This window comes from Streptomyces adelaidensis (genome assembly GCF_016598475.1).
Lineage (GTDB): Bacteria > Actinomycetota > Actinomycetes > Streptomycetales > Streptomycetaceae > Streptomyces > Streptomyces adelaidensis.
Map to the genome: position 1 here is coordinate 16,553 of NZ_JAEMUX010000032.1, position 26,392 is coordinate 42,944.

Annotated in this window: 23 protein-coding genes; 17 read left to right on the top strand and 6 right to left on the bottom strand. The window is 70.8% G+C overall.

Features of this window, described 5'->3' with window-relative positions:
• Nucleotides 1–91 precede the first annotated feature (91 nt).
• Nucleotides 92–1,102, top strand: a complete 1,011-nt coding sequence (locus tag I8N67_RS19855) for an ATP-binding cassette domain-containing protein (RefSeq protein ID WP_200304493.1) — start codon at nt 92–94, stop codon at nt 1,100–1,102.
• Nucleotides 1,099–1,860: an ABC transporter permease gene (locus tag I8N67_RS19860; protein WP_200304494.1), complete on the top strand. Its 762-nt coding sequence runs from the start codon at nt 1,099–1,101 to the stop codon at nt 1,858–1,860. Before I8N67_RS19855 ends, I8N67_RS19860 begins: the two co-directional genes overlap by 4 nt.
• Nucleotides 1,861–2,003: 143 nt before the next feature.
• Here the strand turns inward: I8N67_RS19860 and gad are convergent, their stop codons facing one another.
• Entirely contained in the window at nt 2,004–3,443 is a 1,440-nt protein-coding gene (gad, locus tag I8N67_RS19865; protein WP_200304495.1) for a glutamate decarboxylase, read from the bottom strand.
• Nucleotides 3,444–3,583: 140 nt separating this feature from the next.
• Between gad and I8N67_RS19870 the strand changes: the two genes are divergently transcribed.
• Complete coding sequence (locus tag I8N67_RS19870; RefSeq protein ID WP_200304496.1) at nt 3,584–4,345, top strand: MerR family transcriptional regulator; 762 nt, start codon at nt 3,584–3,586, stop codon at nt 4,343–4,345.
• A gap of 160 nt (nt 4,346–4,505) precedes the next feature.
• The gene (locus tag I8N67_RS19875) at nt 4,506–5,390 is read left to right on the top strand and encodes a DedA family protein (protein ID WP_200304497.1); all 885 of its coding nucleotides are present in this window, start codon (nt 4,506–4,508) and stop codon (nt 5,388–5,390) included.
• 51 nt (nt 5,391–5,441) lie between these two features.
• Here I8N67_RS19875 and I8N67_RS19880 read toward each other — a convergent pair whose 3' ends face one another.
• Together I8N67_RS19880 and I8N67_RS19885 are read right to left on the bottom strand one after the other, a co-directional pair.
• The gene (locus I8N67_RS19880) at nt 5,442–7,154 is read right to left on the bottom strand and encodes a threonine/serine exporter family protein (protein WP_200304498.1); all 1,713 of its coding nucleotides are present in this window, start codon (nt 7,152–7,154) and stop codon (nt 5,442–5,444) included.
• 156 nt (nt 7,155–7,310) lie between these two features.
• Nucleotides 7,311–7,802, bottom strand: a complete 492-nt coding sequence (locus I8N67_RS19885; RefSeq protein WP_200304546.1) for an inorganic diphosphatase — start codon at nt 7,800–7,802, stop codon at nt 7,311–7,313.
• 79 nt (nt 7,803–7,881) lie between these two features.
• Here I8N67_RS19885 and dacB point away from each other — a divergent pair, with 79 nt between their 5' ends.
• The 11 genes from dacB (at nt 7,882) to I8N67_RS19940 (ending at nt 19,200) form a co-directional block, all read left to right on the top strand.
• Nucleotides 7,882–9,507, top strand: coding sequence for a D-alanyl-D-alanine carboxypeptidase/D-alanyl-D-alanine endopeptidase (gene dacB / locus I8N67_RS19890; RefSeq protein ID WP_200304499.1), 1,626 nt, complete (start codon nt 7,882–7,884; stop codon nt 9,505–9,507).
• Between the two features lie 275 nt (nt 9,508–9,782).
• On the top strand, nt 9,783–10,907 hold the full coding sequence (locus tag I8N67_RS19895) for an Rv3626c family coenzyme F420 biosynthesis-associated protein (protein WP_200304500.1): 1,125 nt from the start codon (nt 9,783–9,785) through the stop codon (nt 10,905–10,907).
• Nucleotides 10,908–11,101: 194 nt separating this feature from the next.
• A complete protein-coding gene (gene tilS / locus I8N67_RS19900) occupies nt 11,102–12,253 on the top strand; it encodes a tRNA lysidine(34) synthetase TilS (protein ID WP_200304501.1) in 1,152 nt (383 codons plus the stop codon).
• A gap of 92 nt (nt 12,254–12,345) precedes the next feature.
• Nucleotides 12,346–12,906 carry a hypoxanthine phosphoribosyltransferase gene (gene hpt, locus I8N67_RS19905; RefSeq protein ID WP_200304547.1) on the top strand — a complete coding sequence of 187 codons (561 nt, stop codon included), beginning with the start codon at nt 12,346–12,348 and terminating at the stop codon, nt 12,904–12,906.
• A gap of 223 nt (nt 12,907–13,129) precedes the next feature.
• Nucleotides 13,130–15,145, top strand: coding sequence for an ATP-dependent zinc metalloprotease FtsH (gene ftsH / locus I8N67_RS19910; protein ID WP_200304502.1), 2,016 nt, complete (start codon nt 13,130–13,132; stop codon nt 15,143–15,145).
• A 181-nt stretch (nt 15,146–15,326) separates the two neighbouring features.
• On the top strand, nt 15,327–15,932 hold the full coding sequence (folE, locus tag I8N67_RS19915; RefSeq protein WP_200304503.1) for a GTP cyclohydrolase I FolE: 606 nt from the start codon (nt 15,327–15,329) through the stop codon (nt 15,930–15,932).
• 63 nt (nt 15,933–15,995) lie between these two features.
• Complete coding sequence (gene folP / locus I8N67_RS19920; protein ID WP_200304504.1) at nt 15,996–16,862, top strand: dihydropteroate synthase; 867 nt, start codon at nt 15,996–15,998, stop codon at nt 16,860–16,862.
• Nucleotides 16,859–17,362: a nuclear transport factor 2 family protein gene (locus I8N67_RS19925; RefSeq protein WP_200304505.1), complete on the top strand. Its 504-nt coding sequence runs from the start codon at nt 16,859–16,861 to the stop codon at nt 17,360–17,362. The genes folP and I8N67_RS19925 overlap by 4 nt, the downstream gene beginning before the upstream one ends.
• 278 nt (nt 17,363–17,640) lie before the next feature.
• Nucleotides 17,641–18,000 carry a dihydroneopterin aldolase gene (gene folB, locus I8N67_RS19930; protein ID WP_200304506.1) on the top strand — a complete coding sequence of 120 codons (360 nt, stop codon included), beginning with the start codon at nt 17,641–17,643 and terminating at the stop codon, nt 17,998–18,000.
• Nucleotides 17,997–18,608: a 2-amino-4-hydroxy-6-hydroxymethyldihydropteridine diphosphokinase gene (gene folK, locus I8N67_RS19935; RefSeq protein ID WP_200304507.1), complete on the top strand. Its 612-nt coding sequence runs from the start codon at nt 17,997–17,999 to the stop codon at nt 18,606–18,608. The genes folB and folK overlap by 4 nt, the downstream gene beginning before the upstream one ends.
• A 106-nt stretch (nt 18,609–18,714) precedes the next feature.
• Complete coding sequence (locus I8N67_RS19940) at nt 18,715–19,200, top strand: DUF3180 domain-containing protein (RefSeq protein WP_200304508.1); 486 nt, start codon at nt 18,715–18,717, stop codon at nt 19,198–19,200.
• A 57-nt stretch (nt 19,201–19,257) separates the two neighbouring features.
• Here the strand turns inward: I8N67_RS19940 and I8N67_RS19945 are convergent, their stop codons facing one another.
• Nucleotides 19,258–21,117: a phosphatidylglycerol lysyltransferase domain-containing protein gene (locus I8N67_RS19945; RefSeq protein WP_200304509.1), complete on the bottom strand. Its 1,860-nt coding sequence runs from the start codon at nt 21,115–21,117 to the stop codon at nt 19,258–19,260.
• A gap of 209 nt (nt 21,118–21,326) precedes the next feature.
• Here I8N67_RS19945 and I8N67_RS19950 point away from each other — a divergent pair, with 209 nt between their 5' ends.
• Nucleotides 21,327–22,451, top strand: a complete 1,125-nt coding sequence (locus I8N67_RS19950; RefSeq protein WP_200304510.1) for an alpha/beta hydrolase — start codon at nt 21,327–21,329, stop codon at nt 22,449–22,451.
• A 279-nt stretch (nt 22,452–22,730) separates the two neighbouring features.
• Complete coding sequence (locus tag I8N67_RS19955; RefSeq protein WP_200304511.1) at nt 22,731–24,317, top strand: hypothetical protein; 1,587 nt, start codon at nt 22,731–22,733, stop codon at nt 24,315–24,317.
• 46 nt (nt 24,318–24,363) lie between these two features.
• Here the strand turns inward: I8N67_RS19955 and I8N67_RS19960 are convergent, their stop codons facing one another.
• Both I8N67_RS19960 and I8N67_RS19965 read right to left on the bottom strand, forming a co-directional pair.
• A complete protein-coding gene (locus I8N67_RS19960) occupies nt 24,364–25,692 on the bottom strand; it encodes a PH domain-containing protein (RefSeq protein WP_200304548.1) in 1,329 nt (442 codons plus the stop codon).
• Between the two features lie 170 nt (nt 25,693–25,862).
• Nucleotides 25,863–26,369, bottom strand: coding sequence for a PH domain-containing protein (locus I8N67_RS19965; protein ID WP_200304512.1), 507 nt, complete (start codon nt 26,367–26,369; stop codon nt 25,863–25,865).
• Nucleotides 26,370–26,392: the final 23 nt, after the last annotated feature.

Here is a 26,392-nt window from a genome sequence, read left to right on the forward strand (position 1 = left end):
GCTAATCAAGTTTGACTACGCTCCCTTGGGAGAGTTACCTTCGAAGCATCTAGTCAAGTTTGACTAATATTCCTGTCGAGGGGGAGGCCTCATGGCCGATTCGGCGATCACGGTCGAAGGAGCACGCAAGGCATACGGCGGCAAGCGAGCCAAGGGCGGAAATCGCGGCAACGGCGGCAAGGCGGCCCTCGACGGGCTCGACCTCGCGGTCGCGCGCGGCACCGTGCACGGCGTGCTCGGGCCCAACGGCGCGGGCAAGACGACCCTGGTCCGCGTCCTGTCGACTCTGCTGCGACCCGACGCGGGCCGCGTCGAGGTGGCGGGACACGACGTGGTGACACGCGCGCGTGAGGTGCGCTCCCGCATCGGTTTGCTCGGCCAGCACGCCGCGCTCGACGAGAAGCTCGGCGGCCGGCAGAACCTGGAGATGTTCGCCCGCCTCCATCACCTGGGCGCCCGCCACGCGCGCGTGCGGGCCGGTGAGCTCCTGGCGCGCTTCGGTCTCGCCGACACCGGCCGCAAGGCCGTCAAGCAGTACAGCGGCGGCATGCGCCGCCGCCTCGACCTCGCCGCGTCCCTGATCACCGAACCGGAGGTGCTCTTCCTGGACGAGCCGACCACCGGCCTCGACCCGCGCGGCCGCGCCGAGGTCTGGGACTCCGTCCGCTCCCTGGTCGGCGGCGGTACGACGGTCCTGCTCACCACCCAGTACCTGGAGGAGGCCGACCAGCTCGCCGACCGCATCTCGGTCGTCGACCACGGCCGGGTCGTCGCCGACGGCACACCGGACGACCTGAAGACCCTCACCGGCGGCGACCGCATCGACGTCGTCCTGCGCGACGCCGGCCAACTGGGCGCCGCCGTCGCCCTGCTGCCCGTACCGAAGGACGACATCTCCGTGGACGCCGACCGCCGCCGCCTCAGCTCCCCGGTCGCCGACCGTATGACGGCCCTCTCCGGAGTCGTCCGCGCCTTGGCGGACGCCGGCGTCGAGGCCGAGGACATCGCCCTGCGCCGCCCGACCCTGGACGAGGTGTTCCTGCACCTCACCGTGGACGACAGGGCCGGCGACCACCCGGAGAAGGAGGCCGCACGAGCATGAGCACCTACGCACTGACCGATTCCTGGACCATGACCCGCCGCGAACTCGCCCACTGGGCGCGGCAGCCGGTGCAGGTGCTCGTCGGGCTGGTCTTCCCCGTGATGCTGCTGCTGATGTTCGGCTACCTGGTCGGCGGCGGCCGCGGAGTGACCGGCGACTACCTCGACTACCTGGTCCCCGGCATGCTCGCGCTCACCATGGCCTTCGGCCTGGAGGGCACGATGCTCGCCGTCACCCAGGACCTCAACAAGGGCGTGATCGACAGGTTCCGCGCGATGCCGATGACCAACGGCGCGGTCCTAGTGGGCCGTTCGGCCGCCGACATGCTCCAGTCGGCTCTCGGCCTGGCCGTCCTGATCGCCGTCGCCGCCGCACTCGGCCGGCGTACCCACGGCGGCCCCGCAGCCCTCCTCGGCGCGCTCGGCCTGCTCCTCCTCTTCCGCTTCGCCATGCTCTGGATCGGCATCCACCTGGCGATGGTGGCCGGCAGACCGGAGCTGGTGACAACCGTCCAGATCCTCGTCTGGCCGGTCGGCTTCCTCTCCAACGCCTTCGCCACCCCCGCCTCGATGCCCGGCTGGCTGGGCACGGCCGTCGAATGGAACCCCATGTCCCACACCGCGACGGCCGTACGGGACCTGTTCGACGGCGGCGCCGTGGACGCGGCACACGTATGGTCGGCGATCGGCTGGCCACTGGCCCTGCTGGCGGTCTTCTTCCCACTGGCGGTAAGGCGTTTCGCCATGCTGAGCAAGTAATAAGTGGGCCCGTCCGGCGTTTGAGGACGAGGCCGTCCAGGCCGAAAAGTGGGTCTGGGGGCGCAGCCCCCAGATGCGGGATGGGACGGGTAGGGGCGGAGGGGGCGAAAAAAGCCCACCAGCCCCCTCCCGGCTCCCACCCCCTAGTGATGAAACCCGGTAGCCGCCCCCGTGTCACGCGTCAACGGCCCCGACTGCCGCCGAAGTTCACGCAGCAACAGCCCGAGATCCTCCACGAACAACTCCGCGAGATCGGAGGAGAACCCGTTCCGGCACACCACCCGCAGCACGGACAGATCCCGCCGGTTCTCCGGAAAGGTGTACGCCGGCACCAGCCACCCCTTCTCCCGCAGCCGCCGGGACACATCGAACACGTCGAACGCGGTCACACCGTCCGCCGTGGTGAAGGCGAACACCGGCAACTGGTCCCCCCGGGTGAGCAGCCGGAAGTCCCCGAACTTCGCGACCTGTTCCGCGAGGCCCAGCGCGACATCCCGCGTGGACTGCTGCACCGCCCGGTACCCCTCACGTCCGAGCCGCAGGAAGGTGTAGTACTGCGCGACGACCTGCGCCCCCGGCCGGGAGAAGTTGAGCGCGAACGTGGGCATGTCGCCGCCGAGGTAGTTGACCCGGAAGACGAGCTCCTCGGGCAGCTCGGCGGCGGACCGCCAAAGGGCCCAGCCCACGCCCGGATACACGAGCCCGTACTTGTGCCCGGAGGTGTTGACGGACGCCACCCGGGGCAGCCGGAAGTCCCACACCAGCTCCTCGTCGAGGAAGGGGGCGACCATGGCGCCGGACGCCCCGTCGACATGCACCGGCACATCCAGCCCGGTGCGCTCCTGGAGGTCGTCGAGCGCCGCGCACAACTCGGCGATCGGCTCGTACGAGCCGTCGAAGGTGGAGCCGAGGACGCCGACGACCCCGATGGTGTTCTCGTCGCAGAGCGCGGCGGCGGCCGCCGGATCGAGGTGGAACCGGTCGCCCTCCATGGGCACCTGCCGGGCCTCCACCTCCCAGAAATTGCAGAACTTGTCCCAGCAGACCTGGACGTTGACGCCCATGACGAGGTTGGGCCGGGCCTGAGCCGAGGGATAGCGGCCGGCGTTCCGCCGGGCCCACCGCCGCTTCAGAGCCATCCCGGCGAGCATGCAGGCCTCGCTGGACCCGGTGGTCGAACAGCCGACGGCGGCGGCCGGGTCGGGCGCGTTCCACAGATCGGCGAGCATCGACACGCACCGCCGCTCCAGCTCGGCCGTGCGCGGGTACTCGTCCTTGTCGATCATGTTCTTGTCCTGGCACTCACCCATCAGCACCCCGGCCTGCGGCTCCATCCAGGTGGTGACGAAGGTGGCCAGGTTCAGCCGCGAGTTGCCGTCCAGCATGAGTTCGTCATGGACCAGTTGATACGCCGTCGAAGGGGCCAGCGGGGCGTCCGGGAGCCGGTGCCTGGGCGGCGCCTCGGTCATGCCGCCGACAGGGTTGGCCTGGCCGTAGAAAGGGTTCACGGCGAGCCGGTGCCGGTCGTCCCGGTCCCGCCCCTCGTCCTGCCGGGCGGCGCTGTCCCATCGGTGCAGTGGCATGTCTTCGACGGTAGGTCCGCCCCGGGGCACCCGCACGTTCACCCGGCAAACGGACTTGCACCTCACGCGACGTGAGGCCCCAGCCTGGAACACGTACCGAGAAGGAAGAAGGACACAGAAACAGAAAGGGGAGCGGAAGCATGGGCTACACCGTGGGGCAGGTCGCCGGATTCGCCGGCGTCACGGTGCGGACGCTGCACCACTACGACGAGATCGGCCTGCTCGTACCGAGCGAGCGCACCCACGCGGGTCACCGCCGCTACGGCGACGCCGACCTCGACCGGCTCCAGCAGATCCTGTTCCACCGGGAGCTCGGCTTCCCCCTCGACGAGGTCGCGACCCTGCTCGACGACCCGGAGGTGGACCCACGGGACCACCTGCGCAGACAGCACGAGGTGCTGACCGCCCGGATCGAGAAGCTGCAGCAGATGGCCGCGGCCGTGGAGCACGCCATGGAGGCACGCAGAATGGGCATCAACCTCACGCCCGAGGAACGGTTCGAGGTCTTCGGGGACAAGGACCCCGAGCAGTACGCCGAGGAGGCTGAGCAGCGCTGGGGAGGCACGGAGGCGTACGCCGAATCGCAGCGCCGCACCGCCTCGTACACCAAGGAAGACTTCAAGCGCATGCAGGCCGAGGTGGCCGACTGGGGCGAGCGCTACGACGCCCTGATGACCGCCGGCGAGCAGCCGACCGGCGAGGCGGCCATGAACATGGCCGAGGAGCACCGGCAGCACATCTGCACCTGGTTCTACGACTGCCCGTACGAGATGCACCAGGGACTCGGCGAGATGTACGTCTCCGACGATCGTTTCAAGGCGTTCTACGACGCCACGCGCCCCGGTCTCGCCGAGCATCTGCGGGAGGCCATCACCGCCAACGCGGCCCGGCGGCGCCCCTGACCGCACGGCCGGCCCCACAGCTTGGTCTCAGTGCGGCCACAGGGCACTCTGGAGGAACCGGTGGAACCTAGGGGGGTGACCGTGCGTTGATAGCTTTGGTCACCCCTGTGGGTTCGCCCACCGGACCGCAATTCCCCTCACCCCCCAGGAGCCCGGAACCGTGACGACGATCGCCCTCGGACCGAGCTGGCTGGATCCGGATTATCTGCTCGACTCGTTCGGTATCTGGGGCCTGCTCCTGATCGTGTTCGCCGAGTCAGGGCTCCTCATCGGCTTCTTCCTGCCGGGTGACTCGCTGCTCTTCACGGCGGGCATGCTGATCACCGCCAAGACGCTGGACTTCCCGCTGTGGCTGGCCATCGTGCTGATCTGCGCCGCCGCGATCCTGGGCGACCAGGCGGGCTACATGTTCGGCAAGAAGGTCGGCCCGTCCCTCTTCAAGCGGCCGGACTCCCGCCTCTTCAAGCAGGAGAACGTCACCAAGGCCCACGAGTTCTTCGAGAAGCACGGTCCGAAGTCCCTGATCCTGGCCCGCTTCGTGCCCATCGTGCGCACCTTCACGCCGATCATCGCCGGCGTCAGCGGCATGCGGTACCGCACGTTCCTGACCTACAACATCGTCGGCGGCGTCCTCTGGGGCGCGGGCGTCACCCTCCTCGGCTCCTGGCTCGGCCAGATCGAGTTCGTCCACACGAACATCGAGGCGATGCTGCTCCTCATCGTCCTCATCTCGGTCCTCCCGATCGTCTTCGAACTCCTGAAGGCGAGGAAGGCCAAGAAGAACCGCCCCGAGCCCCCGGCCGCCGCGGCCCCGATGTTGGACGACGCGACCACCCAGCTCCGCCGCATCCCCTCGGCCGACGACAACCAGCCCTACCAGCAACAGCAGTACGACCCCAACCAGGGCTACCAGAACGAGGGCTACCACCAGGACTACGGCTACCAGCAGCAGCCGTACGCCGACCAGTACCCGCAACAACAGCAGTACCCCCAGAACCAGAACCAGGGCTACCCGTACGGCGGCCAGGACAACTCCCAGTACTGATCAGCGAGGTCGGGGATCCGCGCCCTGAAGGGGCGCGGGCCATAAGGCGCCTCAGAATCCCCTGGTCCGCTTCGCCGACTTCCGCCCGGCCCGAGCCGCCCCCGGCAAGAACAACCGGAACAACTCGGACCCGAGATTCACCCCGATCGCGATGGCCATGGCCAGCGCCGCCGCCTTCGTCAGCGACACCAACCCCGCGTCCACATCGTTCTGCGCGAACGCCAACAGCCCGAAATACGTCGCGGACCCCGGCAGCAACGGCCCGATCGCAGCGGTCGTATAGGGCAGCGCGGAAGCGAATCGATACCGCGACAGCAGCTGCCCGAACAGCCCCACCACACCCGCCGCGACGGCCGTGGAGGCGACCGGCGAGATCTCGCCCACGTCGTGCATGGCCCCGTACACGACCCAGGCGACACCCCCGTTGAGGGTCACCGCCAGCACGGTGGATCGTTCCTGCTGAAGCAGCACCGCGAAGGTCAGCGACAACAGCATCGACGCGCCGAGCTGCCACAGGGGCCGCTCCGCGCTGCCGAGCGCCGCGTCCGGGTTGAGCTGGGCGCCCAGTTTCACGCCGAAGTAGAGCACCAGCAGGACGCCCACCACGATGCCCACGAAGAGGTACATGACCTCGAGCAGCCGGGCCGACGCGGTGATGTAGTAGCCGGTCAGCCCGTCCTGCACACCCGCGACGAGCGCCCGCCCGGGCAGCAGCGCGAAGAGCCCACCGGTGATGACGGCGGACGCCGCCACATCCACGTGCGCCACGGTCAGCGCCACCCCGATCGCGGCCGGCGGCATCGCCGCGACCAGGAACTGGTAGAACTCCGGCAGCCCGCGCCCCGAGCACACCCAGGCCAGCCGGTCGCCGAGCATCGCGCCCAGCGCGGCGGCGACGAAGACGACGACGCCACCGCCGACCAGCATGGAGGCGGCCCCCGCGAGCAGCCCGCTCGCCCCGGTCAGCACCCAGCCGGGGTACGGGTGCCGGTTGCGCCGTATCTCGGCGAGCCGCCGGTACGCCTCCTCCAGGGAGATCGCGTTCTCCAGGTCGCTGAGGTCGTCCACCAGCAGGAAGACGGCCGCGAGCCGGGTGTAGTCGGTGACCCGGCGCCGTACGATCCGGGACGCCGTGACCGGGTCCTCCACGAGCGACGGCTGGTAGGTGATCGACAGCTGGGTGAAGGTGACGGTCGGCTCGCAGCGGTCGAGGCCGAAGGACCGGCAGACGGCGAACATCGCCGCCTCCACGTCCTCCGCGCCCTCGCCGCCCGCGAGCAGCAGCTCGCCGATACGCAGGGTGAGGTCGAGCACACGCGGTACGGCGGGCCCCGTGTCGCCCTCCGCGCGCGCCGGCGGCTCCGGCGCGGGCCGCTCCGCCACCGGCATCCGCAGCATCGTGCGCATCCGGTCCTGCCAGGGCACGTCCTTGGTCAGGCTGACGACGGGAATCCCGCTGGGCGGCGTGAAGGCGACCGGCGCGTGCCGCACGCTGTAGGTGCGCGGCGTACTGAACGCGGACCCCTCCTGGTCCCCGGGCACCGGCTCGGGCGGCGCCAGCCCCTCCGGCAGGGCGAACTCGGAGGTCGTCTGCGACTCCGACTCCACCCCGGTGGCCGGCACGTCGAGCCCGGCGGGAATCACGAACTCGGACGTCACCGACGACTCGCCGTCACCCCCGACAGCGATACCCGCCGGCAGCACCGGCACGAAGGCCCCGCTCGCCTCGTCCGACACCGGCTTGCGGTCCTCCGGTTCCGTCACTCCCACTCCGCCGCGCTCCCTGTACGACACCTCCGGTACGCCTCAGTATGCGCACCGGCACGTACTGATACGCGAACGGGCCGCGCGCCCCTCAAGGGGTCGCACAGCCCGTTCGCGAAAGACAACCGGCGGGAAAGCCGGGGGAAGACGAGGGGGTCAGTGACCGCCCGTCTCCTTGAACCGCTTGTACGACTTCTCGACCTCGGCCTCGGCCTCGATACGGCCGACCCAGTCGGCGCCCTCCACGGACTTGCCGGGCTCCAGGTCCTTGTAGACCTCGAAGAAGTGCTGGATCTCCAGGCGGTCGAACTCCGATACGTGGTGGATGTCACGCAGGTGCTCCACCCGGGGGTCGGTCGCCGGGACACACAGCAGCTTGTCGTCGCCGCCGGCCTCGTCGGTCATCCGGAACATGCCGATCGCGCGGCACTTGATGAGGCAGCCAGGGAAGGTCGGCTCATCCAGGATGACCAGCGCGTCCAGCGGGTCGCCGTCCTCGCCGAGCGTGTTCTCGACGAAGCCGTAGTCGGTCGGGTAGGCGGTCGAGGTGAAGAGTCGACGGTCCAGGCGGATCCGACCGGTCTCGTGGTCCACCTCGTACTTGTTCCGCGAACCCTTCGGGATCTCGATCGTGACGTCGAACTCCACCGGTGACTCCTCCATGATCAACACATAGTTCTGGTGGTTAAGTGTCCCTCACGCCGGAGTGTGATCGCGAAAGGGGCTGGTGGTCGTGGTTGAGCCGAAGGTCTGGCGGGCCGCGAGACCGCATGTGGAGCGGGTCGCGCGCGCCGTGAAACCGGGGCTCGTGCGCGCCGCGCGCGCCGTGAAGCCCGGTGCCGCGCGCCTCGCACAGCTGGTGAAACAGGGCGCCGTGCGCGCCGCGCGCGCCGTCACAGCACGCTCTTCGCAGCTCACGACCCTCCAGTACACCGCCGGCGCGGCCACCCTGGGGCTGGTGCTCTCGGCCGGGGCGGTCGCCACCGCCGGACCGTGGGACTCATCCGGTCAGCGTACGGCCGAGCAGGACTGGGCGGCATCGCGCGGCGGCGAGGGTGGCACAGATCACGGACGTACTTCCGGTACGTCCTCCGGTACGTCGGCGGGGGCGCCCAAGCCCGCGCCGAGCGCCCCCGCCGTGCTGGCCGGCCTCGACGGCGCCTCCGGCGCGGGGTCCGCACCCGGCGGCGCCGTCCTGGCCGACGTCCTCGATCCGCTGCTGGACGCCCCGGTGCTCGGCCCCACCCTCGCGGCCGCCGTCGTCGACGTCGCGACCGGCGAGCCGCTCTACGCCAAGGGCGCCGACGAGGCGCTGACCCCCGCCTCCACCACCAAGATCGCCACCGCAGCCGCGGTCCTCTCGGCGGCCGGCCCCGACCACCGCATCGAGACCCGTACGGTCCTGGAGCCCGACTCCGCCGACGTCGTCCTCGTCGGCGGCGGCGACCCCACTCTCACCGCCCACAAGGACGCGGACGGCTACGCGAGCCTGCGCACCCTCGCCGACGACACGGCCGCCGCCCTCGAGAAGCGTCACCTGAACGAGATCACCCTCACCTACGACGACTCCCTCTACGCCGGGCCCGAGCTCCACTCCATCGGCGTCGACGGCAACCTGGCCCCCGTCACCGCCCTGATGGTCGACGAGGCCCGTCTCGACGACTCCACCAGGGGCACGGCCCTCCGCTCCACCGCCCCGGCGTCGGACGCGGCCGACGAGTTCGCGGCCCTCCTGAAAAACCGGGGCATCGAGACCAAGACGCAGGGCGGCTCGAAGGCGACGAAGAACGCCGAGCGGCTGGCATCCGTCTCCTCCGCCCCCCTGTCCACCCTGGTCGAGCGCATGCTCACCAACAGCGACAACGACATCGCCGAGGCCCTGGCCCGCCAGGTCGCGCTCGCGGCGGGGGAGCAGCCGAGCTTCGAGGGCGGCGCGGCGGCGATCAAGAAGGAACTCAAGAAGCTCGAAGTCCCCCTCGACGGAGTCGAGTTCGCCGACGGCAGCGGCCTGAGCCGGGGCAACCGACTCACCGCCGAGCTCCTCACCACCCTTCTCGCCAAGTCCGCGGCCCCGTCCCACCCCGAACTCCGCCCTGTCCTCACCGGCCTCCCGGTAGCCGGCTTCACGGGCACCCTCAGCACCCGCTACACCACCGACACCTCCGGCACCGGCGTCGTACGCGCCAAAACCGGCACCCTGACCGGCGTGAACACCCTCGCCGGCACCGTCGTGGACGCCGACGGCCGCCTCCTCACCTTCGCCTTCCTCGCCACCGCCACCACAGACCGAGAAGCCGCCCCCAAGGCCCTGGACAAAGCAGCCTCAGCCCTGGCCACCTGCGGCTGCCCCTGACCCCCGCCCCAAAGGGGCGCGGGGAACCGCGCGAGCAACCACGACGAGCCCGCACCCGAAACGCAACGGGCACCCCTCCCCCCTAGGGGCGCGGGGAACTGCGCGAGCAACCACGACGAGCCCGCACCCGAAACGCAACGGGCACCCCTCCCCCCCCCCAGGGGCTCGGGGAACGGCGCGAGCAACCACGACTCACCCGCACGGACCAGACGACCCAAGGCACCCACCCCCTCACGGCCTGCCCCAAGCGGCAGCGCTCCCGTACGGTTGACGACATGACTCGTATCGGTGGTGCCGAGATGGTCGACTGGAATCTCGCGGTGGCGACCGCGACCCGGCTCGTACGGCCGGGCCCCGAGGTGAGCCGCGACGAGGCCCGTGCCATCGTCGCCGAGCTCCGCCGGCACGCGAAGGCGTCGGAGGGACACGTCCGCGCGTTCACGCGGATGCTGCCCGAGACGGGTGACGACACCCCGATCCTCGTCGTCGACCGCCCGGGCTGGGTCCGGGCGAACGTCGCCGGCTTCCGGGAGTTGCTGAAGCCGCTGCTGGACAAGATGCAGGAACGTCGCGGCAGCACCCCGGGCGGGGCCGTGCTGGGCGCCGTCGGCGGCAAGGTCACCGGCGTGGAGCTGGGCATGCTGCTGTCGTTCCTCGCCTCCCGGGTCCTCGGCCAGTACGAGACGTTCGCCCCGGCGACCCGCGAGCTCCCCGCGGGGGAGAACGGCGGCGGCCGACTGCTGCTGGTCGCCCCGAACATCGTGCACGTGGAGCGCGAACTCGACGTACAGCCCCACGACTTCCGTCTCTGGGTCTGTCTGCACGAGGAGACGCACCGGACCCAGTTCACGGCGGTGCCCTGGCTGCGGGACCACCTTGAGGGTGAAATCCAGTCGTTCCTGGGGGAGACCGAGGTCGACCCCACGACCTTCCTGGAGCGCGTCAGGGAGGCCGCCCAGTCACTCGCGGGTGGCCGGCCCGAGGGAGAGGTGGGCGACGACGGTCACTCGATCGTGGAGTTGGTGCAGTCGCCCGCCCAGCGCGAGATCCTCGGCCGGCTGACGGCCGTCATGTCCCTTCTGGAGGGCCACGCCGACTTCGTGATGGACGGCGTCGGCCCCGCCGTCGTGCCGTCGGTCGCCGAGATCCGCGAGAAGTTCCAGCAACGGCGCGCGAAGGGCGCCTCCCGCCTGGACCTCGCCCTGCGCAAGCTGCTCGGCCTGGACGCCAAGCTCAGGCAGTACAAGGACGGCGAGCGTTTCGTGCGAGCGGTCGTCGAACAGGTCGGTATGGACGGTTTCAACCGGGTGTGGACCTCCCCGAACACCCTGCCGACGAAGGCGGAGATCGCCAAACCGGCGGACTGGGTCGCGCGGGTGCATCGCAAGGCCGAATCGTGAGCCCTGCGTGAGCGTGGTGAACGAATCCGGCCGACGGCAGGCAAACGCCCCTCCAATCACCCGTCCGAGGGACCGTGAGCGATGGGTAGGCGTGCGATGCTCGGGGAACGGCCCAGTTCTGTCACCATCTACACACTCTGAGTGACCGAACTCGGGCCAACCCCCCCCCGACAATTTCATGAAGGGAACCGGACATGGGTCCCCACCCCGCGGTCGCGGCGATACGCCTGGCGGTCCGCCGCGTACTCCATGACCTCCTCACCGAACACCACACGAAGACCACCCTTCACGCGCCCGCCCACGCGACCTCCGGCGCGCCGTCCAGCGCGGGCGCACCACCGGCGCCCGCGCCCCCCGAGGCCGTACGCCCCGCCGCCGTGCCTGCGGGGACCACGCTCACCGGGTCCGCGCCTCCCGGCTCCGGCGGGTCCGGGCAGCCGCTCGTGCTCGTGGCGTGCTCCGGCGGCGCCGACTCCATGGCGCTCGCCTCCGCCCTCGCCTTCGAGGCGCACAAGCTCGGCGTCCGGGCCGGCGGTATCACCGTCGACCACGGTCTGCAGCCCGGCTCCGAGCTGCGCGCCGAGGAAGTCGTGCTGCGCCTCAGGGAGCTCGGCCTGGACCCGGTCGAGTCCGTCGCCGTGACCGTCGGCCGCGAGGGCGGCCCCGAGGCCGCCGCCCGTGACGCGCGCTACGCCGCCCTGGACGCCGCTCTCGAACGCCACGGCGGAGCCGCCGTCCTGCTCGGCCACACCCGCGACGACCAAGCCGAGACAGTCCTGCTCGGCCTCGCCCGCGGCTCCGGCATCCGCTCCCTCTCCGGTATGGCCGCGGTCTCGGGGGCCGACGGCCGCTACCGCCGTCCCTTCCTCGGGATCGACCGGCAGACCGCCCGCAAGGCCTGCATGGTCCAGTCCCTGCCCGTCTGGGACGACCCGCACAACGCCGATCCCGCCTACACCCGGTCCCGGCTCCGGCACGAGGGCCTGCCCGCCCTGGAGAAGGCGCTGGGCAAGGGCGTCGTAGAGGCCCTCGCCCGTACGGCCCACCTCTCCCGTGACGACGCCGACGCCCTCGACACCTGGGCCCGCCAGGCCGAGGCCTCCGTCCGCGACGCCGCCGGTCTCCTGGAGTGCGCCAAGCTCTACGCCCTGCCGCCCGCCGTACGCCGCCGGATCCTGCGCCGCGCCGCCATCGAGGCCGGTGCCCCGGCCGGTTCCCTCTTCGCCCGGCACATCGAAGAGGTCGACCGTCTGATCACCGGCTGGAGAGGCCAGGGAGCCATCAATCTCCCCGGCCGGGTCGTCGCCCAGCGGCAGGGTGGCAGACTGGTGATTCGGCAAGGCTGAGACCGGACGCCGACGGGCCCGTCACACGGGCCCCCGGCCCCTCGTACGGGACGGGTGTCCGGGAGCGGCCCTGGGACGACCGACCGAAAGTGATGCGGGTGGACGCGAACGACATGGGTGCCGACCTCAAAGAGGTACTCATCACCAAGGAAGAGATCGACGCGAAGCTGGTTGAGCTGGCCGCGAAGGTCGACGCGGAGTACACGGGCAAGGATCTGCTCCTCGTCGGAGTCCTCAAGGGCGCGGTGATGGTCATGGCGGACCTCGCCCGGGCGCTGTCCACCCCGGTCACCATGGACTGGATGGCCGTGTCCTCCTACGGCGCGGGCACCCAGTCCTCCGGTGTGGTGCGGATCCTCAAGGATCTCGACACCGACATCAAGGGCAAGCACGTCCTGATCGTCGAGGACATCATCGACTCCGGTCTGACCCTGTCCTGGCTGCTGTCCAACCTCGGCTCGCGCGAGCCGGAGTCGCTCAAGGTGTGCACCCTGCTGCGCAAGCCGGACGCCGCCAAGGTCGCCATCGAGGTCGAGTGGGTCGGCTTCGACATCCCCAACGAATTCGTCGTGGGCTACGGCCTCGACTACGCGGAGAAGTACCGCAACCTCCCGTTCGTCGGTACGCTCGCGCCCCACGTCTACGGCGGCTGAAACGCCTCCGTCACGCGGACGGGAACGCCCTCGTCACGAGGGCGGGCCAGTCTCGTAGGACGCTCGGGAACCCCAGCGGGTTCCGCGCCGTTGAAGCATGCGAGGACGGGATTGCCATCAGTCCCCTGCGGCTTCGGCCGACAAAGCTGGGGTACCGTCCGAAGAACAGTCTTTTATCAAACTCACTATGGCAGGAGGGACGGGGCGGTACCGCTCCGTATGGATGGACGTGAAGCGATACTTCCGTGGGCCAGTCATGTGGATCGTGCTGGCCGTCCTTGCCGTGGTCGTGTTGATGCAGGTCGTCGGCTCGTCCGGCGGCTACAAGACGGTGGACACCGGCCAGGTTGTCCAGGCGATCAATGACAACAAGGTCAAAGAAGCCAAACTGACCACCGGCGAAGAGCAGGTCATCAAGGCCCAGCTCAAGGACGGCGAGAAGATCGAGGGCAGCTCGAAGATCCAGGCGAGCTACATCGGCGATCAGGGCGTGACCCTCGCCAACACCCTGCAGGACAAGTTCCAGAACAAGCAGATCCCGGACGGCTACACGGTCTCGCCGACCAAGCAGAACGCTTTCGTCGGCATCCTGCTGTCGCTGCTCCCCTTCGTCCTCATCGTGGTCGTCTTCCTGTTCCTGATGAACCAGATGCAGGGTGGCGGCTCCCGGGTCATGAACTTCGGGAAGTCCAAGGCCAAGCTCATCACCAAGGACACCCCGAAGACGACGTTCTCGGACGTCGCCGGCGCGGACGAGGCCGTCGAGGAACTCCACGAGATCAAGGAGTTCCTGCAGGAGCCCGCCAAGTTCCAGGCCGTGGGCGCCAAGATCCCGAAGGGCGTGCTGCTCTACGGCCCGCCCGGTACGGGCAAGACGCTGCTCGCGCGTGCCGTCGCGGGCGAGGCGGGCGTCCCCTTCTACTCGATCTCCGGTTCCGACTTCGTCGAGATGTTCGTCGGTGTCGGTGCCTCCCGGGTCCGTGACCTGTTCGAGCAGGCCAAGGCGAACGCCCCGGCGATCGTCTTCGTCGACGAGATCGACGCGGTCGGCCGCCACCGCGGCGCCGGCCTCGGCGGTGGTCACGACGAGCGCGAGCAGACGCTGAACCAGCTGCTCGTCGAGATGGACGGCTTCGACGTCAAGGGCGGCGTGATCCTCATCGCCGCGACGAACCGCCCGGACATCCTCGACCCGGCGCTGCTGCGTCCGGGCCGCTTCGACCGGCAGATCGCCGTCGACCGCCCGGACATGCAGGGCCGGCTGGAGATCCTCAAGGTTCACCAGAAGGGCAAGCCGGTCGCGCCCGACGTCGACCTGTCCGCCGTCGCCCGCCGCACCCCCGGTATGACGGGTGCCGATCTCTCCAACGTCCTGAACGAGGCCGCGCTCCTGACGGCCCGCAGCGACAAGAAGCTGATCGACAACCACATGCTGGACGAGGCGATCGACCGTGTGGTCGCGGGCCCGCAGAAGCGGACCCGGATCATGTCGGACAAGGAGAAGAAGATCACCGCGTACCACGAGGGCGGACACGCCCTGGTCGCGGCGGCCTCGCCGAACTCCGACCCGGTCCACAAGATCACCATCCTGTCCCGGGGCCGTGCCCTCGGTTACACGATGGTGCTGCCGGACGAGGACAGGTACTCGACCACCCGCAACGAGATGCTCGACCAGCTCGGGTACATGATGGGCGGCCGGGCGGCCGAGGAGCTGGTCTTCCACGACCCGACCACGGGCGCCTCGAACGACATCGAGAAGGCCACCAACCTGGCCCGCGCGATGGTCACCCAGTACGGGATGACCGAGCGTCTCGGTGCGATCAAGTTCGGCGGCGACAACAGCGAGCCGTTCCTCGGGCGTGAGATGGGTCACCAGCGCGACTACTCGGAAGAGGTCGCCGCGCTGGTCGACGAAGAGGTCAAGAAGCTCATCGAGAACGCGCACAACGAGGCCTGGGAGATCCTGGTCGAGAACCGCGACGTGCTCGACAACCTGGTGCTCCAGCTGCTGGAGAAGGAGACGCTGGGCAAGGAGCAGATCGCCGAGGTCTTCGCCACCATCGTCAAGCGTCCGCCCAGGCCCGCCTGGACCGGCTCGTCCCGCCGCACCCCCTCCACCCGTCCGCCGGTGCTCTCTCCCAAGGAGCTCGCACTGACGAACGGCGCCAATGGCGCGACGTCGGCGATCACCGCCAAAGCCGCGGCCGAGGTGACCCCGGAGGAGCAGCCCGAGAGCTGACACCCACCCGGTGAGAACCGGCCACCGGAAGCTCTGCCTCCCGGACCCACGGTCGCCTCACCAGGCCCCGAATGGATACCGCGCCCCCCTGGTTTTAGCCTGGGGGGCGCGGCATTTTCGTATGGCCGAAACGTGAGACGCGTAATCCGTATGCGTCGCAGGCTCAGGAGCGAGGCATCCCATGACCGACCCCGTGACGCTGGACGGCGAAGGCAGCATCGGCGAGTTCGATGAGAAGCGTGCCGAGAACGCCGTACGCGAACTGCTGATCGCGGTCGGCGAGGACCCCGATCGGGAGGGGCTCAGGGAGACGCCGGGGCGGGTGGCGCGGGCGTACAAGGAGATCTTCGCGGGGCTGTGGCAGCAGCCGCAGGATGTGCTGACCACGACGTTCGATATCGGCCACGACGAGATGGTGCTGGTCAAGGACATCGAGGTGTACTCGACCTGTGAGCACCATCTGGTGCCGTTCCGGGGGGTGGCCCACGTCGGGTACATCCCGGCGACCAGCGGCAAGATCACCGGTCTGTCCAAGCTGGCGCGGCTCGTGGACGTCTACGCCCGCCGGCCTCAGGTGCAGGAGCGGCTCACCACACAGATCGCCGACTCGCTGATGGAGATCCTGGAGCCGCGCGGGGTGATCGTCGTCGTCGAGTGCGAGCACATGTGCATGTCGATGCGGGGCATCCGCAAGCCCGGCGCGAAGACCATAACGTCGGCGGTGCGGGGGCAACTGCGGGACGCGGCGACCCGCAACGAGGCGATGAGCCTCATCATGGCCCGCTGACCGGAGGCCCCATGAGCCGGGAGCGGCGGATCGCCTCCGCTCCCGGCGCTTAGGCTTGGCGTCATGAGTAACCAGCACCGGCGCGGCCGTGTGGCCGGAATGCCTCTGTGGGACCGTTGCGCGGTCATGGGCGTCGTCAATGTCACCCCGGACTCCTTCTCCGACGGCGGACGCTGGTTCGACACCACGGCGGCGGTCAAGCATGGTCTCGCGCTGGTCGGGGAGGGCGCGGACCTGGTGGACGTCGGCGGTGAGTCGACCCGTCCCGGGGCCGCCCGGGTCGACGAGGCGGAGGAGCTCAAGCGGGTCGTCCCCGTCGTGCGGGGGCTGGCCGCCGAGGGTGTCGCCGTCTCTGTGGACACCATGCGCGCCTGTGTCGCCGAGCGGGCGCTCGCGGCCGGTGCCGTCCTCGTCAACGACGTCAGCGGCGGTCTCGCCGACCCCGCGATGATCCCGGTCGTGGCCGGCTCGGGCGCCCCCTTCGTGGTCATGCACTGGCGGGGCTTCCTGGAGGGCGGCAACGTCAGGGGCGTCTACGAGGACGTCGTCGCCGAGGTCGCGAGGGAGCTCCACGCGCGCGTGGAGGCCGTCCTGGAGGGCGGTGTCGCGGCGGACCGCGTCATCGTCGACCCGGGCCTCGGCTTCTCCAAGGACGCCGAGCACGACCTCACCCTCCTCGCCCACCTCGACCGGCTGCACGGCCTCGGCCACCCCCTGCTGGTCGCCGCCTCCCGCAAGCGGTTCCTCGGCCGCGTCCTGGCGGGCCCGGAGGGCTCCCCGCCGCCCGCGCGGGAGCGCGACGCCGCCACGGCCGCCGTGTCGGCCCTGGCCGCCCAGCAGGGCGCCTGGGCGGTCCGGGTGCACGAGGTGCGAGCCACCGCCGACGCCGTGCGCGTCGCCCGCGCGATCGAAGGGGCGCGGGAGCGGTGACCTCTGCCCACACCGACGTCGAACAGGTCGAACTCGCCAACACCGCCTTCTACGAGGCGATGGAACAGGGCGACTTCGACACGCTGTCCTCGCTCTGGCTGGACCCCGCCGACCTGGGGGTGGACGAGGAGTACCACGACCCCGCCGAGACCGGCGTGATCTCCTGCGTGCACCCCGGCTGGCCGGTCCTCACCGGTCGCGGCGAGGTGCTGCGGTCGTATGCGCTGATCATGGCGAACACGGAGTACATCCAGTTCTTCCTCACCGATGTGCGTGTGTCGGTCACCGGTGACACCGCTCTCGTCACATGCACCGAGAACATCCTCAGCGGGGGTCCGGCGCCGGACGGGAGCGATGAGCTGGGGCCGCTCGTGGGGCAGCTGGTGGTCGCCACGAATGTGTTCCGCCGCACATCCGACGGCTGGAAACTCTGGTCGCACCACGGCTCTCCCGTACTGACCGAATCCGATGACGACGAGGGCGAGGAGTCACCTTCCTGAGTCGGTGGGCGGTCCTCAAGGGCCAAGGAGTGATTGGGAACACGGGACCGCGGGTAGGGGCGGCTTCCGACCCGTGAGCCCGCCGTGTTCCCCGGGGAAACGCTCGGTGAACCCTGCCTGTACGGGGGTCGGACCGAGCTTTCGCGGGTGCGGCGCTGTCAGTGCCCGCAGGTAGATTCGAGAGTGGCCGGTGTGGCGAACGCACACACGAGACACCGGTGGACCACGGCCGGGGTGTCCCCGGAAAGCACCGCCCGACGACTGCAGGAGTGATTCGCGTGGATCGTGTCGCGCTGCGCGGCCTCTCGGCCCGTGGACACCACGGGGTGTTCCCGCATGAGCGCGAGGAGGGCCAGACCTTCGTCGTGGACCTGACGCTCGGCCTGGACACCCGCCCCGCCGCGGCCGACGACGACCTGGCGAAGACCGTGCACTACGGCATCGTGGCGGAGGAGGTCGTGGGCATCGTCGAGGGCGAGCCGGTGAACCTCATCGAGACGCTCGCCGAGCGCATCGCCCGGGCGTGCCTGAAGCACGACGGGGTCCAGGAGGTCGAGGTCAGCGTCCACAAACCGAACGCGCCGATCACGGTCCCCTTCGACGACGTGACCGTCACCATCACCCGGAGCCGAGTATGACCGCGTTCTTCACCGAGGGTCAGAGCGACCCGACCGTACAGCCGGTGCCCGCCTCCGTCGTGCGGAAGGTCGACGAGGCCGACACGACCCTGCACAACCCCCGGCGGGCCGTGATCTCCCTCGGCTCGAACCTGGGCAACCGGCTGGAGAACCTCCAGGGCGCCATCGACGCGCTGGAGGACACCCCGGGCCTGCGCATCAAGGCCGTCTCCCCGGTGTACGAGACGGAGCCGTGGGGGGTGGCGCCGGGCAGCCAGCCGTCGTACTACAACGCGGTCGTCGTCCTGAAGACCACCCTGCCGCCGTCGTCCCTCCTGGAGCGGGCCCAGGCCGTCGAGGAGGCCTTCCACCGGGTCCGGGACGAGCGCTGGGGCCCGCGCACGCTGGACGTGGACATCGTGGCCTACGCGGACGTCGTCTCCGACGACCCGGAGCTGACGCTGCCGCACCCGCGCGCCCACGAGCGGGCCTTCGTCCTCGCCCCCTGGCACGACGTCGAGCCGGAGGCGCAGCTCGCCGGCCGCGGTCCGGTCGCCGGGCTCCTCGCCGACATCACCCGGGAGGGCGTGTCGCCCCGCGCCGACCTGGAACTCCAGCTGCCCCAGTAGTCGTTAAGGTCTACCGGGTCGGGATCATCACCGGCGCCGTCGGGACCTCACCCGGCGGGCGTGGATCCCGGCGTCCGTGGACCATCGGGCTCGTCGAAGGGGCATCGTGAAAGAGCTGCGCATCAGGACGCTGGCCACGGTGTTCGTCGTGGCCGGGGTGCTGTCCTGGGCCGGGGCCCGGCTGTGGAACTCGGTGGGCACCCTGCCCAGCGTCCCGCTGGCCGCGCCCATCGTGCTCGCCCTGATCGCCGCCGTCCTCACCGCCACGGCGCTCTCCCTGCGCAACCGGCTCAAGGACCAGCGGGAGCGCCAGGCCGGCGCCAAGGGGGTCGACCCCCTGATGGCCGCCCGCGCGGTCGTCTTCGGCCAGGCCAGCGCCCTCGTCGCCGCCCTCGTCTCCGGGATGTACGGCGGCGTGGGCGTCTTCCTCCTGGAGTACCTGGACGTCCCGGCCCGCCGTGACCAGGCCATCTACGCCGGCTTCTCGGTCCTCGCGAGCATCGCCGTCGTCGTCGCCGCCTTCTTCCTGGAGCGCGTCTGCAAGCTCCCGGAGGACGACGACACGAACGGCGGGGCGGCGCGGGCGGCTTAGGGCCCTTGGTCTGTCTGTGGGGTGTCGGGTGGTCCGGACCGTCCGTGGGTGGTCCGGTCAGGCCGCTCGTATGTTCTGTTCGGTCATGCCTTGTTCCGCCACCGCGTGGGCGCACGGGGCCGGGGTCTTCGCGCGGCGGCGCAGGACGCGGGGGAGGGCGAGGTTGACGAAGCCCTCGGCCCGCATGGCGGCCAGCCCGATGCGGGGCAGGTCGCGGGAGGCGGCGTAGACGACGAAGCGCGGCTCCCAGCGGGGGCGGAACTTGGCGTTGAACTTGTACAGCGACTCGATCTGGAACCAGCGGGAGAGGAAGACCAGCAGGCCGCGCCAGGCACGCAGCACCGGGCCGGCGCCGATCTTCTCGCCGCGGGCCAGGGCCGAGCGGAACATCGCGAAGTTCAGGGAGACCTGCTTCACGCCCAGGCGGGGGGCCGCCTGGAGGGCCGCGACGATGAGGAGTTCGTTCATACCGGGGTCCGCCGAGCGGTCGCGGCGCATCAGGTCGAGCGAGGCGCAGTCCGGGCCCCAGGGCACGAAGTGGAGTACGGCCTTCAGGTCGCCGTACGGGCCGGGGGCCTCGTCCGCCTTGTGGGCGGTGGCGATCAGACAGTCCCCGTCGGACGGGTCGCCGATGCGGCCGAGCGCCATGGAGAAGCCTCGCTCGGTGTCGGTGCCGCGCCAGTCCTCGGCGGCACGGCGGATGCGGTCCAGCTCCGCCTCGCCGAGGTCACGGACGCGCCGTACCCGGGTCTCGTAACCGAGCCGCTCGATGCGCTTCACCATCTGACGCACGTTGCGCATCGCGCGTCCGGCGAGGGAGAAATCCGCGACGTCCACCACCGCCTCGTCGCCCAGTTCGAGGGCGTCGAGGCCGGTCTCGCGGGTCCACACCTCGGCGCCCGTCTCCGAACAGCCCATGACGGCCGGGGTCCAGGAGTGGGCCTTCGCCTCGTCCATGAAGCGTTCGATCGCGCCGGGCCAGGCCTCGACGTCGCCGATCGGGTCGCCGCTGGCGAGCATCACCCCGGAGACGACGCGGTACGTCACCGCCGCCTTGCCGCTCGGCGAGAAGACCACCGCCTTGTCGCGGCGGAGCGCGAAGTGGCCGAGCGAGTCGCGGGCGCCGTGCTTCTCCAGCAGGGCCCGCAGCCGAACCTCGTCGTCGGCGGTGAGCCGGGCCGCCGGGTGTTCGGGACGGAAGGCCAGGTAGATGGTGGTGATGGCGGTCAGCAGACCGAGGGCGCCCAGGGAGAAGGCCACCGTCCAGGACGTGTCGCCGGCGTAGTCGACCGGGCCCTCGAAGCCGAACAGGCCGTAGATGACGTGTTCGAGACGGTCGGCGAGGCTCGGGTCGCCGACCATGCGCCCGGGGTGGGCGCTGACGACGGCCAGGCCGAGGGCGATCGAACCGGCCCCCATGACGATGAAGTTGGCCAGTGCCCGCCAGCGGCTGCGCGGGTCGGGCAGGGCGGTGAACTCGTCGCGGTGCCGCAGCAGCGGGACGAGCAGCGCCAGGGAGACGAGAGCGCCGACGAGCGAGTGGCGGTAGGTGAACTGGGCGATCGCCCCGGCCGGCAGCAGGATCGCGGCCGCCCGCCACGCCCGCCGTTTCCGCCGCCGCAGACCGTGGGCGAGCAGGAGCAGCAGGACGCCGGTGCTCAGCGCCAGGGCCGCAGCGAACGGGCCGAGCGCGCCGGGCAGCACCTCGGCCAGCGTGTGCATACGGCTGTGCCGGAAGCGGGGGAACACGCCCGCGGCGATGTCCACGAGCCCGACCAACGTGCAGGCCCTGGCGACCAGGGCGGGCACGACGTCGGCGCGCGGCCCGCGCAGGACGCGTCGCACGCCGTTCAGCCGCGCGCCGCTCAGCCGATTCGACGGTGGCCGACCCGATCGGAGCGGAACCCAACCCGACATTTCACCATCTGTCCTGACAGACATCGCATCCCGTAGTTCCGCGAGAGAGCTTGGATCCGGTGCCTTTTCCGGCATCCGGCGACATTGCGCCCTTTAGGACGGCGACTTGAGGACGGAGGTTCACTCGCCGTCGAAAAGCTGTTCCCAAGGGCAGGGAAAGAAAGGGTCGCGGAGAAGCGTGGCGAGGAAGGGACGACGGGGGCAACCCGATGGGTCTTACGAGCAACAAGGTGCTGGCGTTGGCGGTTCTGTCCGCCGTGCTGCTGTTCATCGGCACGGTCTGGCTGTGGCCGAGGCTGGCCCGCCGGGGCCGGCGGGCCGTCGGCGGACGGATCGGCGTACTGCTGGCCACGCAGATCGCCGTATTCGCGTCGGTCGGCCTCTCCGCGAACCAGGCCTTCGGGTTCTACGCCAGCTGGGCCGACCTGCTCGGCCGCGAGACCGGCCAGGGTGTGGTCGTCGACCATGACGGGGCCGACGCCGGTGGCCCGTTGCGGGTCGTCGGCACCCAGCGGGTGAACGTGACGGGTGGCGCCCGCCCCGCGGTCGGCGGCCAGATCCAGAAGGTCGAGATCGTCGGCCGTACGACACGGATCGCGAGCCCGGCGTACGTGTATCTGCCGCCGGAGTACTTCCAGCCCGAGTACCGCACCCGCACCTTCCCGGCCGCCGTCGTCCTCACTGGCTACCCGGGCACCGCCGAGGCGCTCATCAAGGGGCTGCACTTTCCGCGGACGGCCCACAAGCTGGCCCAGGGCGGTGAGGCGCAGCCGATGATCCTGGTCATGCTGCGGCCGACCGTGGCGCCGCCGCGCGACACCGAGTGCGTGGACGTCCCGGGCGGGCCACAGACCGAGTCCTTCTTCGCCAAGGATCTGCCGGACGCCGTCGGCCACCACTACAGGGTGGGGAAGAGGCCCGGGAGTTGGGGCATCATCGGCGATTCCACCGGCGGTTACTGCGCGCTGAAACTCGCCGTCCACCACCCGGGCGTGTACGCCGCCGGCGCGGGCCTCTCGCCGTATTACAAGGCGCCGAACGACGCGACGACCGGTGATCTCTTCCAGGGGAACAGGACGCTGCGGAACGAGGCCGACCTGTTCTGGTATCTGAAGCACCGTCCGGCCCCCGATACGTCTCTGCTGGTCACCAGCAGCAAACAGGGGGAGACCAACTACAAGGCCACGCTCGACTTCATCGACCTGGTGAAGAGCGCCGAGCCGACGCGTATCTCGTCGATCGTCCTCGACAGCGGCGGGCACAACTTCAACACGTGGCGACGGGAGATCCCGGCGACGTTGCAGTGGATCAGCGGGCGGTTGAGCGACCGGTGAGCGAGGGCGGAGGGGTCCTGGCGAACGCGGCGACCGCCGACGGCGCCTGCTCGAATGCGCGGCGGTGGCCGCCCGGGAATTCCCCGGTGGCGGAAAGAGGCAGATGTGGCCAAGGCGTATCTGGATTCAACGGCGTTGATCCAGTAGAGGAGTCGCCGGTGGGCGCATTGGTGCACCGGCGGTGAGGGAGCTTGTGAGGGTTTGTGAGAGGTTAGGGGGCGGCTGAGTTTTTACGGCCCGGGGCACCATCATTCGCCTACGCGCGGTAAGTTTCTGGCCATGCCACGTGGACGTCACCGCCATTCACCGCCTCTGCACAGGCTGCTGCCCCCCACGGCGATCGCAGGCGTCTCGCTAGTCTGCGCTCTCGGGCCCTGGGTGTTCTCCGAGCCGGCGGTGCTCCGGGTCGCCGCCGCGGTCGCCGCGGCGACCGCGGCCGTGGGCGCGGCGGTCATGCGCCGATGGGACGTCGAGGCGGGCAAACGCGTCGCCGACCTCACGCGCGCGCGGGCGAGCGACGAGTGGCGTCACGAGGAGCGGGCCGCCGAACTGGAGACCGACCTCGACGAGTCGCGCGAGCTGCGCAACAAGCTGGAGCACAAGCTCCGCGCCAAGCGCACCGAGCTCGCGGGCCTCCGCAACGAGCACGCCGCGCTGCTGCGCCGCTACGCCACCGCCGAGACGGAGCGCGCCAGCGCCCTCGAAGTACGGCGCCTGCTGGAGCTTGAGGCGACTGCTCCGGAGGGGGCGCGGGCGCTTCCGGCGGCGGAGGCGGGCGCGGACGCGGACGCTGACGTGGACGCGGTCGCGGTCGCGGGTGACGGGGCCGAGGATGTCGTAGAGGTGGAAGGTGACGTCGAGGAGGCGGGCTCCGGGGTGGAGAGGCTGGCCCCCGCGGTCTTCTCGCCCACCGGTTCCGCGCTGTTCCTGCGGGCGAACTCGGCGTTGGACCGGATCATCAATCAGCGGGGGGCGGTGACGGAGGAGGCCGAGGCGGAGGCCGGGGCCGAAACCGATGCGGAGGTCGAGGCGGAGGTTGAGGCCGAGGTCGAGGTCGAGGTCGAGGCGGAAGCCGATGCCGACACCGAGGCTGTCACCGACGTCGAGGCTGAGGCTGAGTCCGAAGTCCTCATGACCGAGGATGAGGACGAGGACGAAGACGGGGACCAGGACCAGGACGCGCCCGAGGCCGAGATCGAGCCCACCGACGAGCCCACCGACGAGCCCACCGACGAGCCCACCGCCGAGTCCCCCAAGGACCCCGCGTCGAAGAGCGGTCCCGTCAAGGACCGTTCACCCAAGGGCGACCCGGACGGGCCGACCGACGGCGGTACCCGGCAGGGACGTTCCGCCGAGCCGCAGCCCGAGCCGGTCCCGGTGCTCACCGCGGAGGAGGACGACCCGGCGGGGAAGTCCGTGGCGGTCGGCGGGCACGAGCGCGCGACCGCCGAGCCCGTACCTACGGCGTCCGTACCCACGGCGTCCGTGCCGGCGCAGGTGGAGCACGTCGAGCAGGTGGCCGAGCGGGCGCTGCCCGCGTTGCCGGCGGTGCGGCCGGGCGGTCACTTCACGGTGCCCACCGCCGTGGCCGTCGTGCCGGCCGTGCCGCAGCGGCGGACGGCCATCGAGGGCGGGTTCGACTTCTTCGGTACGCAGAAGGGCGCGGACGCCCTCGAGGCCATCCACAACGAGGACCTCGCCGACGTGGTCGGCCAGGAGGCGCTCGCGCTGCACAAGGCCGAGTCCGAGGCGCAGTTCAAGCGCGCCGACGACCTGTCCCGGGCAGTCGGCCAGGTCATCGACCTCACGGCCCACGACGAGACGGAGCAGATCGACGTACAGAGCCTGCGTACGGCGGCGTCCTAGCCGTCACCTCACCGGCCGGGACCGAACGCCGGGGCCGCTGGGCCCGCTAGGCCATCCACCGATCCGGCCGCGCCTCCCGCCGCCCCGTCCGTGACCGCTCCGCCTGCGCACGCAACAGCTCCGCCGCCTCGGCGGCGTCGCGCAGCCGGGCGGTCACGGTCTTGTTGGCGCCGGTGTCGACGTGGACGTCGGCGAGCCCCTTGTACCGCTTCCAGGGCCCCTGCGACAGCCGTACGCTCTGCACCTTCGCGTGCGGCACGAGGTCGAGGCGGCGCAGCAGCAGTCCGTTCCGCGCGGCGAACACGGTGTCGCTGACGGCGAGTCCGTACCCCCGCCACCACAGCGGTACGCACCACCGGGCGCGCCGGGGCGGCCGTACGAGGGCCGTCGCGTCCGGCACGGACACCCCCGGCAGCACACGGGCGATCACCGACTCGGCGACCTCGCGCGGTGCGACGGGGATGAGGAGGGAGTTCGAGGACCCGGCCACGTCGAGTTCGACGCGGACCCATCCGCGGCGCCGCCACAGCAGCGGTTCGACGACGCGTACGGTCTGCACGCGTCCGGGCGGCACCGTCTCGTGGGACCGGTCGAGGAGGCCGTGATCGATGCGGAGCCCGTCGGGGGACTCGCCGACCGTCCAGTCGTACTCCGCGACGAACCGCCCCACACTGCTCGCCCCGGCCGCGCCGAGCAGCGGCAGCCCGGTCGCGAGGACGGTCCACACGCTCTCCGTGGTGAACCACAGCACGGCGGGCACCACGACCGCGGCCACCAGGGTTCCCCAGGTGGCGCCGGTCAGCACCAGCGACATCACCAGCACGCCCGCCGGGACCTTCAGCAGCTGCCGGGCCGGCGCCTCGCCGACCTCGTGCGCCGTCTCGGGCGCGAAACCGGCGGCGCGGGCGAGGAGTTCCGCCCGCAGCGCGCCGGCGTGGGCCTCGCCGAGGTACGCCAGCTCGTCCTTCTTGTCGGTCCCGACGACATCGAGTTTGAGCTTGGCGACGCCCGCGATCCGGGCCAGCAGCGGCCGGTTGACGTCGATGGCCTGAATGCGTTCGAGGCGGATGTGGGCGGTGCGGCGGAACAACAGGCCGGTACGGATGCGCAGTTCGCTGTCGGTGACCGCGAAGTGGGTGAACCACCAGGTCAGAAAGCCGTACAGGGCAGCGGCCGGGATCAGCACCGCGAGCCCGATCAGCAGGGTCGTGGTGTCGAGGCGCGTGAGCTGCCGCTGCGCCCCGTCCGGATCGTGCACCGCCCAGCCGATGAGCACCGCCACCGGCGCCCAGGCCCGCCGCAGCGGCGTCACCGGATGCAGCCGGTGCTCGACGACCTCGACCACCGGCTTCTCGCCCGGCGCGTCCCCGGCCACCGCCCCGGCCCCCGGCCCCGACCCCGCCTGCGCCCCCTCGGCCGGTTCCGCCCGCACGACCTCGGTCGCACCGGCCTCGGCTGCACCGGCCTCTGCAGCCCCAGCGGCCCCTATGACCTCCACGGCCTCCACGGCCCCTACGGCGTCGTCCGCGTCCCGCGTCGGCCCGGTCACAGCCCCGCCGATCGGGCCTCGCCCAGCTGGGTCAGCCGGTCGCGCAGACGTTCGGCCTCGGCGGGGTCGAGGCCCGGGATGCACGCGTCCGTGGCCGCCGCGGCCGTGTGCAGCTGCACGCTGGCCAGCCCGAAGTGCCGTTCGACCGGCCCGGAGGTCACCTCGACCAGCTGCATGCGCCCGTACGGCACGACGGTCTCCTCGCGCCAGAGCACGCCCCGGCTGATCAGCAGGTCGTCCGCCCGTTCGGCGTACCGCCACGAGCGCCAGTTGCGGCCCAGCATCGGCCAGCCCCACAGCAGCAGGCCCAGCGGCAGCAGCGCGAAGGCCGCCCAGACCGGTCCGGCCAGCCAGGCCGGCAGCAGGGCCGTACCGACGGTGATCGGTCCGAGCCACACCACCAGCAGCAGCCGCCGCATCCGCAGCAGGCCGGGCGGCAGTCCGGTCCAGACCGGCTCGCCCTCGGCGCGCTCGGCGCCGTCTTCCAAGGTCCCCGTCTCCATTCCGCCAGCGTACGTACGACAGA

Coding starts and splice junctions, on each gene's coding strand:
- I8N67_RS19855 (WP_200304493.1), top strand. CDS start 92: ATGGCCGATTCGGCGATCACGGTCGAAGGAGCACGCAAGGCATACGGC.
- I8N67_RS19860 (WP_200304494.1), top strand. CDS start 1,099: ATGAGCACCTACGCACTGACCGATTCCTGGACCATGACCCGCCGCGAA.
- gad (WP_200304495.1), bottom strand. CDS start 3,443: ATGCCACTGCACCGATGGGACAGCGCCGCCCGGCAGGACGAGGGGCGG.
- I8N67_RS19870 (WP_200304496.1), top strand. CDS start 3,584: ATGGGCTACACCGTGGGGCAGGTCGCCGGATTCGCCGGCGTCACGGTG.
- I8N67_RS19895 (WP_200304500.1), top strand. CDS start 9,783: ATGACTCGTATCGGTGGTGCCGAGATGGTCGACTGGAATCTCGCGGTG.
- tilS (WP_200304501.1), top strand. CDS start 11,102: ATGGGTCCCCACCCCGCGGTCGCGGCGATACGCCTGGCGGTCCGCCGC.
- hpt (WP_200304547.1), top strand. CDS start 12,346: ATGCGGGTGGACGCGAACGACATGGGTGCCGACCTCAAAGAGGTACTC.
- ftsH (WP_200304502.1), top strand. CDS start 13,130: ATGGACGTGAAGCGATACTTCCGTGGGCCAGTCATGTGGATCGTGCTG.
- folE (WP_200304503.1), top strand. CDS start 15,327: ATGACCGACCCCGTGACGCTGGACGGCGAAGGCAGCATCGGCGAGTTC.
- folP (WP_200304504.1), top strand. CDS start 15,996: ATGAGTAACCAGCACCGGCGCGGCCGTGTGGCCGGAATGCCTCTGTGG.
- folK (WP_200304507.1), top strand. CDS start 17,997: ATGACCGCGTTCTTCACCGAGGGTCAGAGCGACCCGACCGTACAGCCG.
- I8N67_RS19945 (WP_200304509.1), bottom strand. CDS start 21,117: ATGTCGGGTTGGGTTCCGCTCCGATCGGGTCGGCCACCGTCGAATCGG.
- I8N67_RS19950 (WP_200304510.1), top strand. CDS start 21,327: ATGGGTCTTACGAGCAACAAGGTGCTGGCGTTGGCGGTTCTGTCCGCC.
- I8N67_RS19955 (WP_200304511.1), top strand. CDS start 22,731: ATGCCACGTGGACGTCACCGCCATTCACCGCCTCTGCACAGGCTGCTG.
- I8N67_RS19965 (WP_200304512.1), bottom strand. CDS start 26,369: ATGGAGACGGGGACCTTGGAAGACGGCGCCGAGCGCGCCGAGGGCGAG.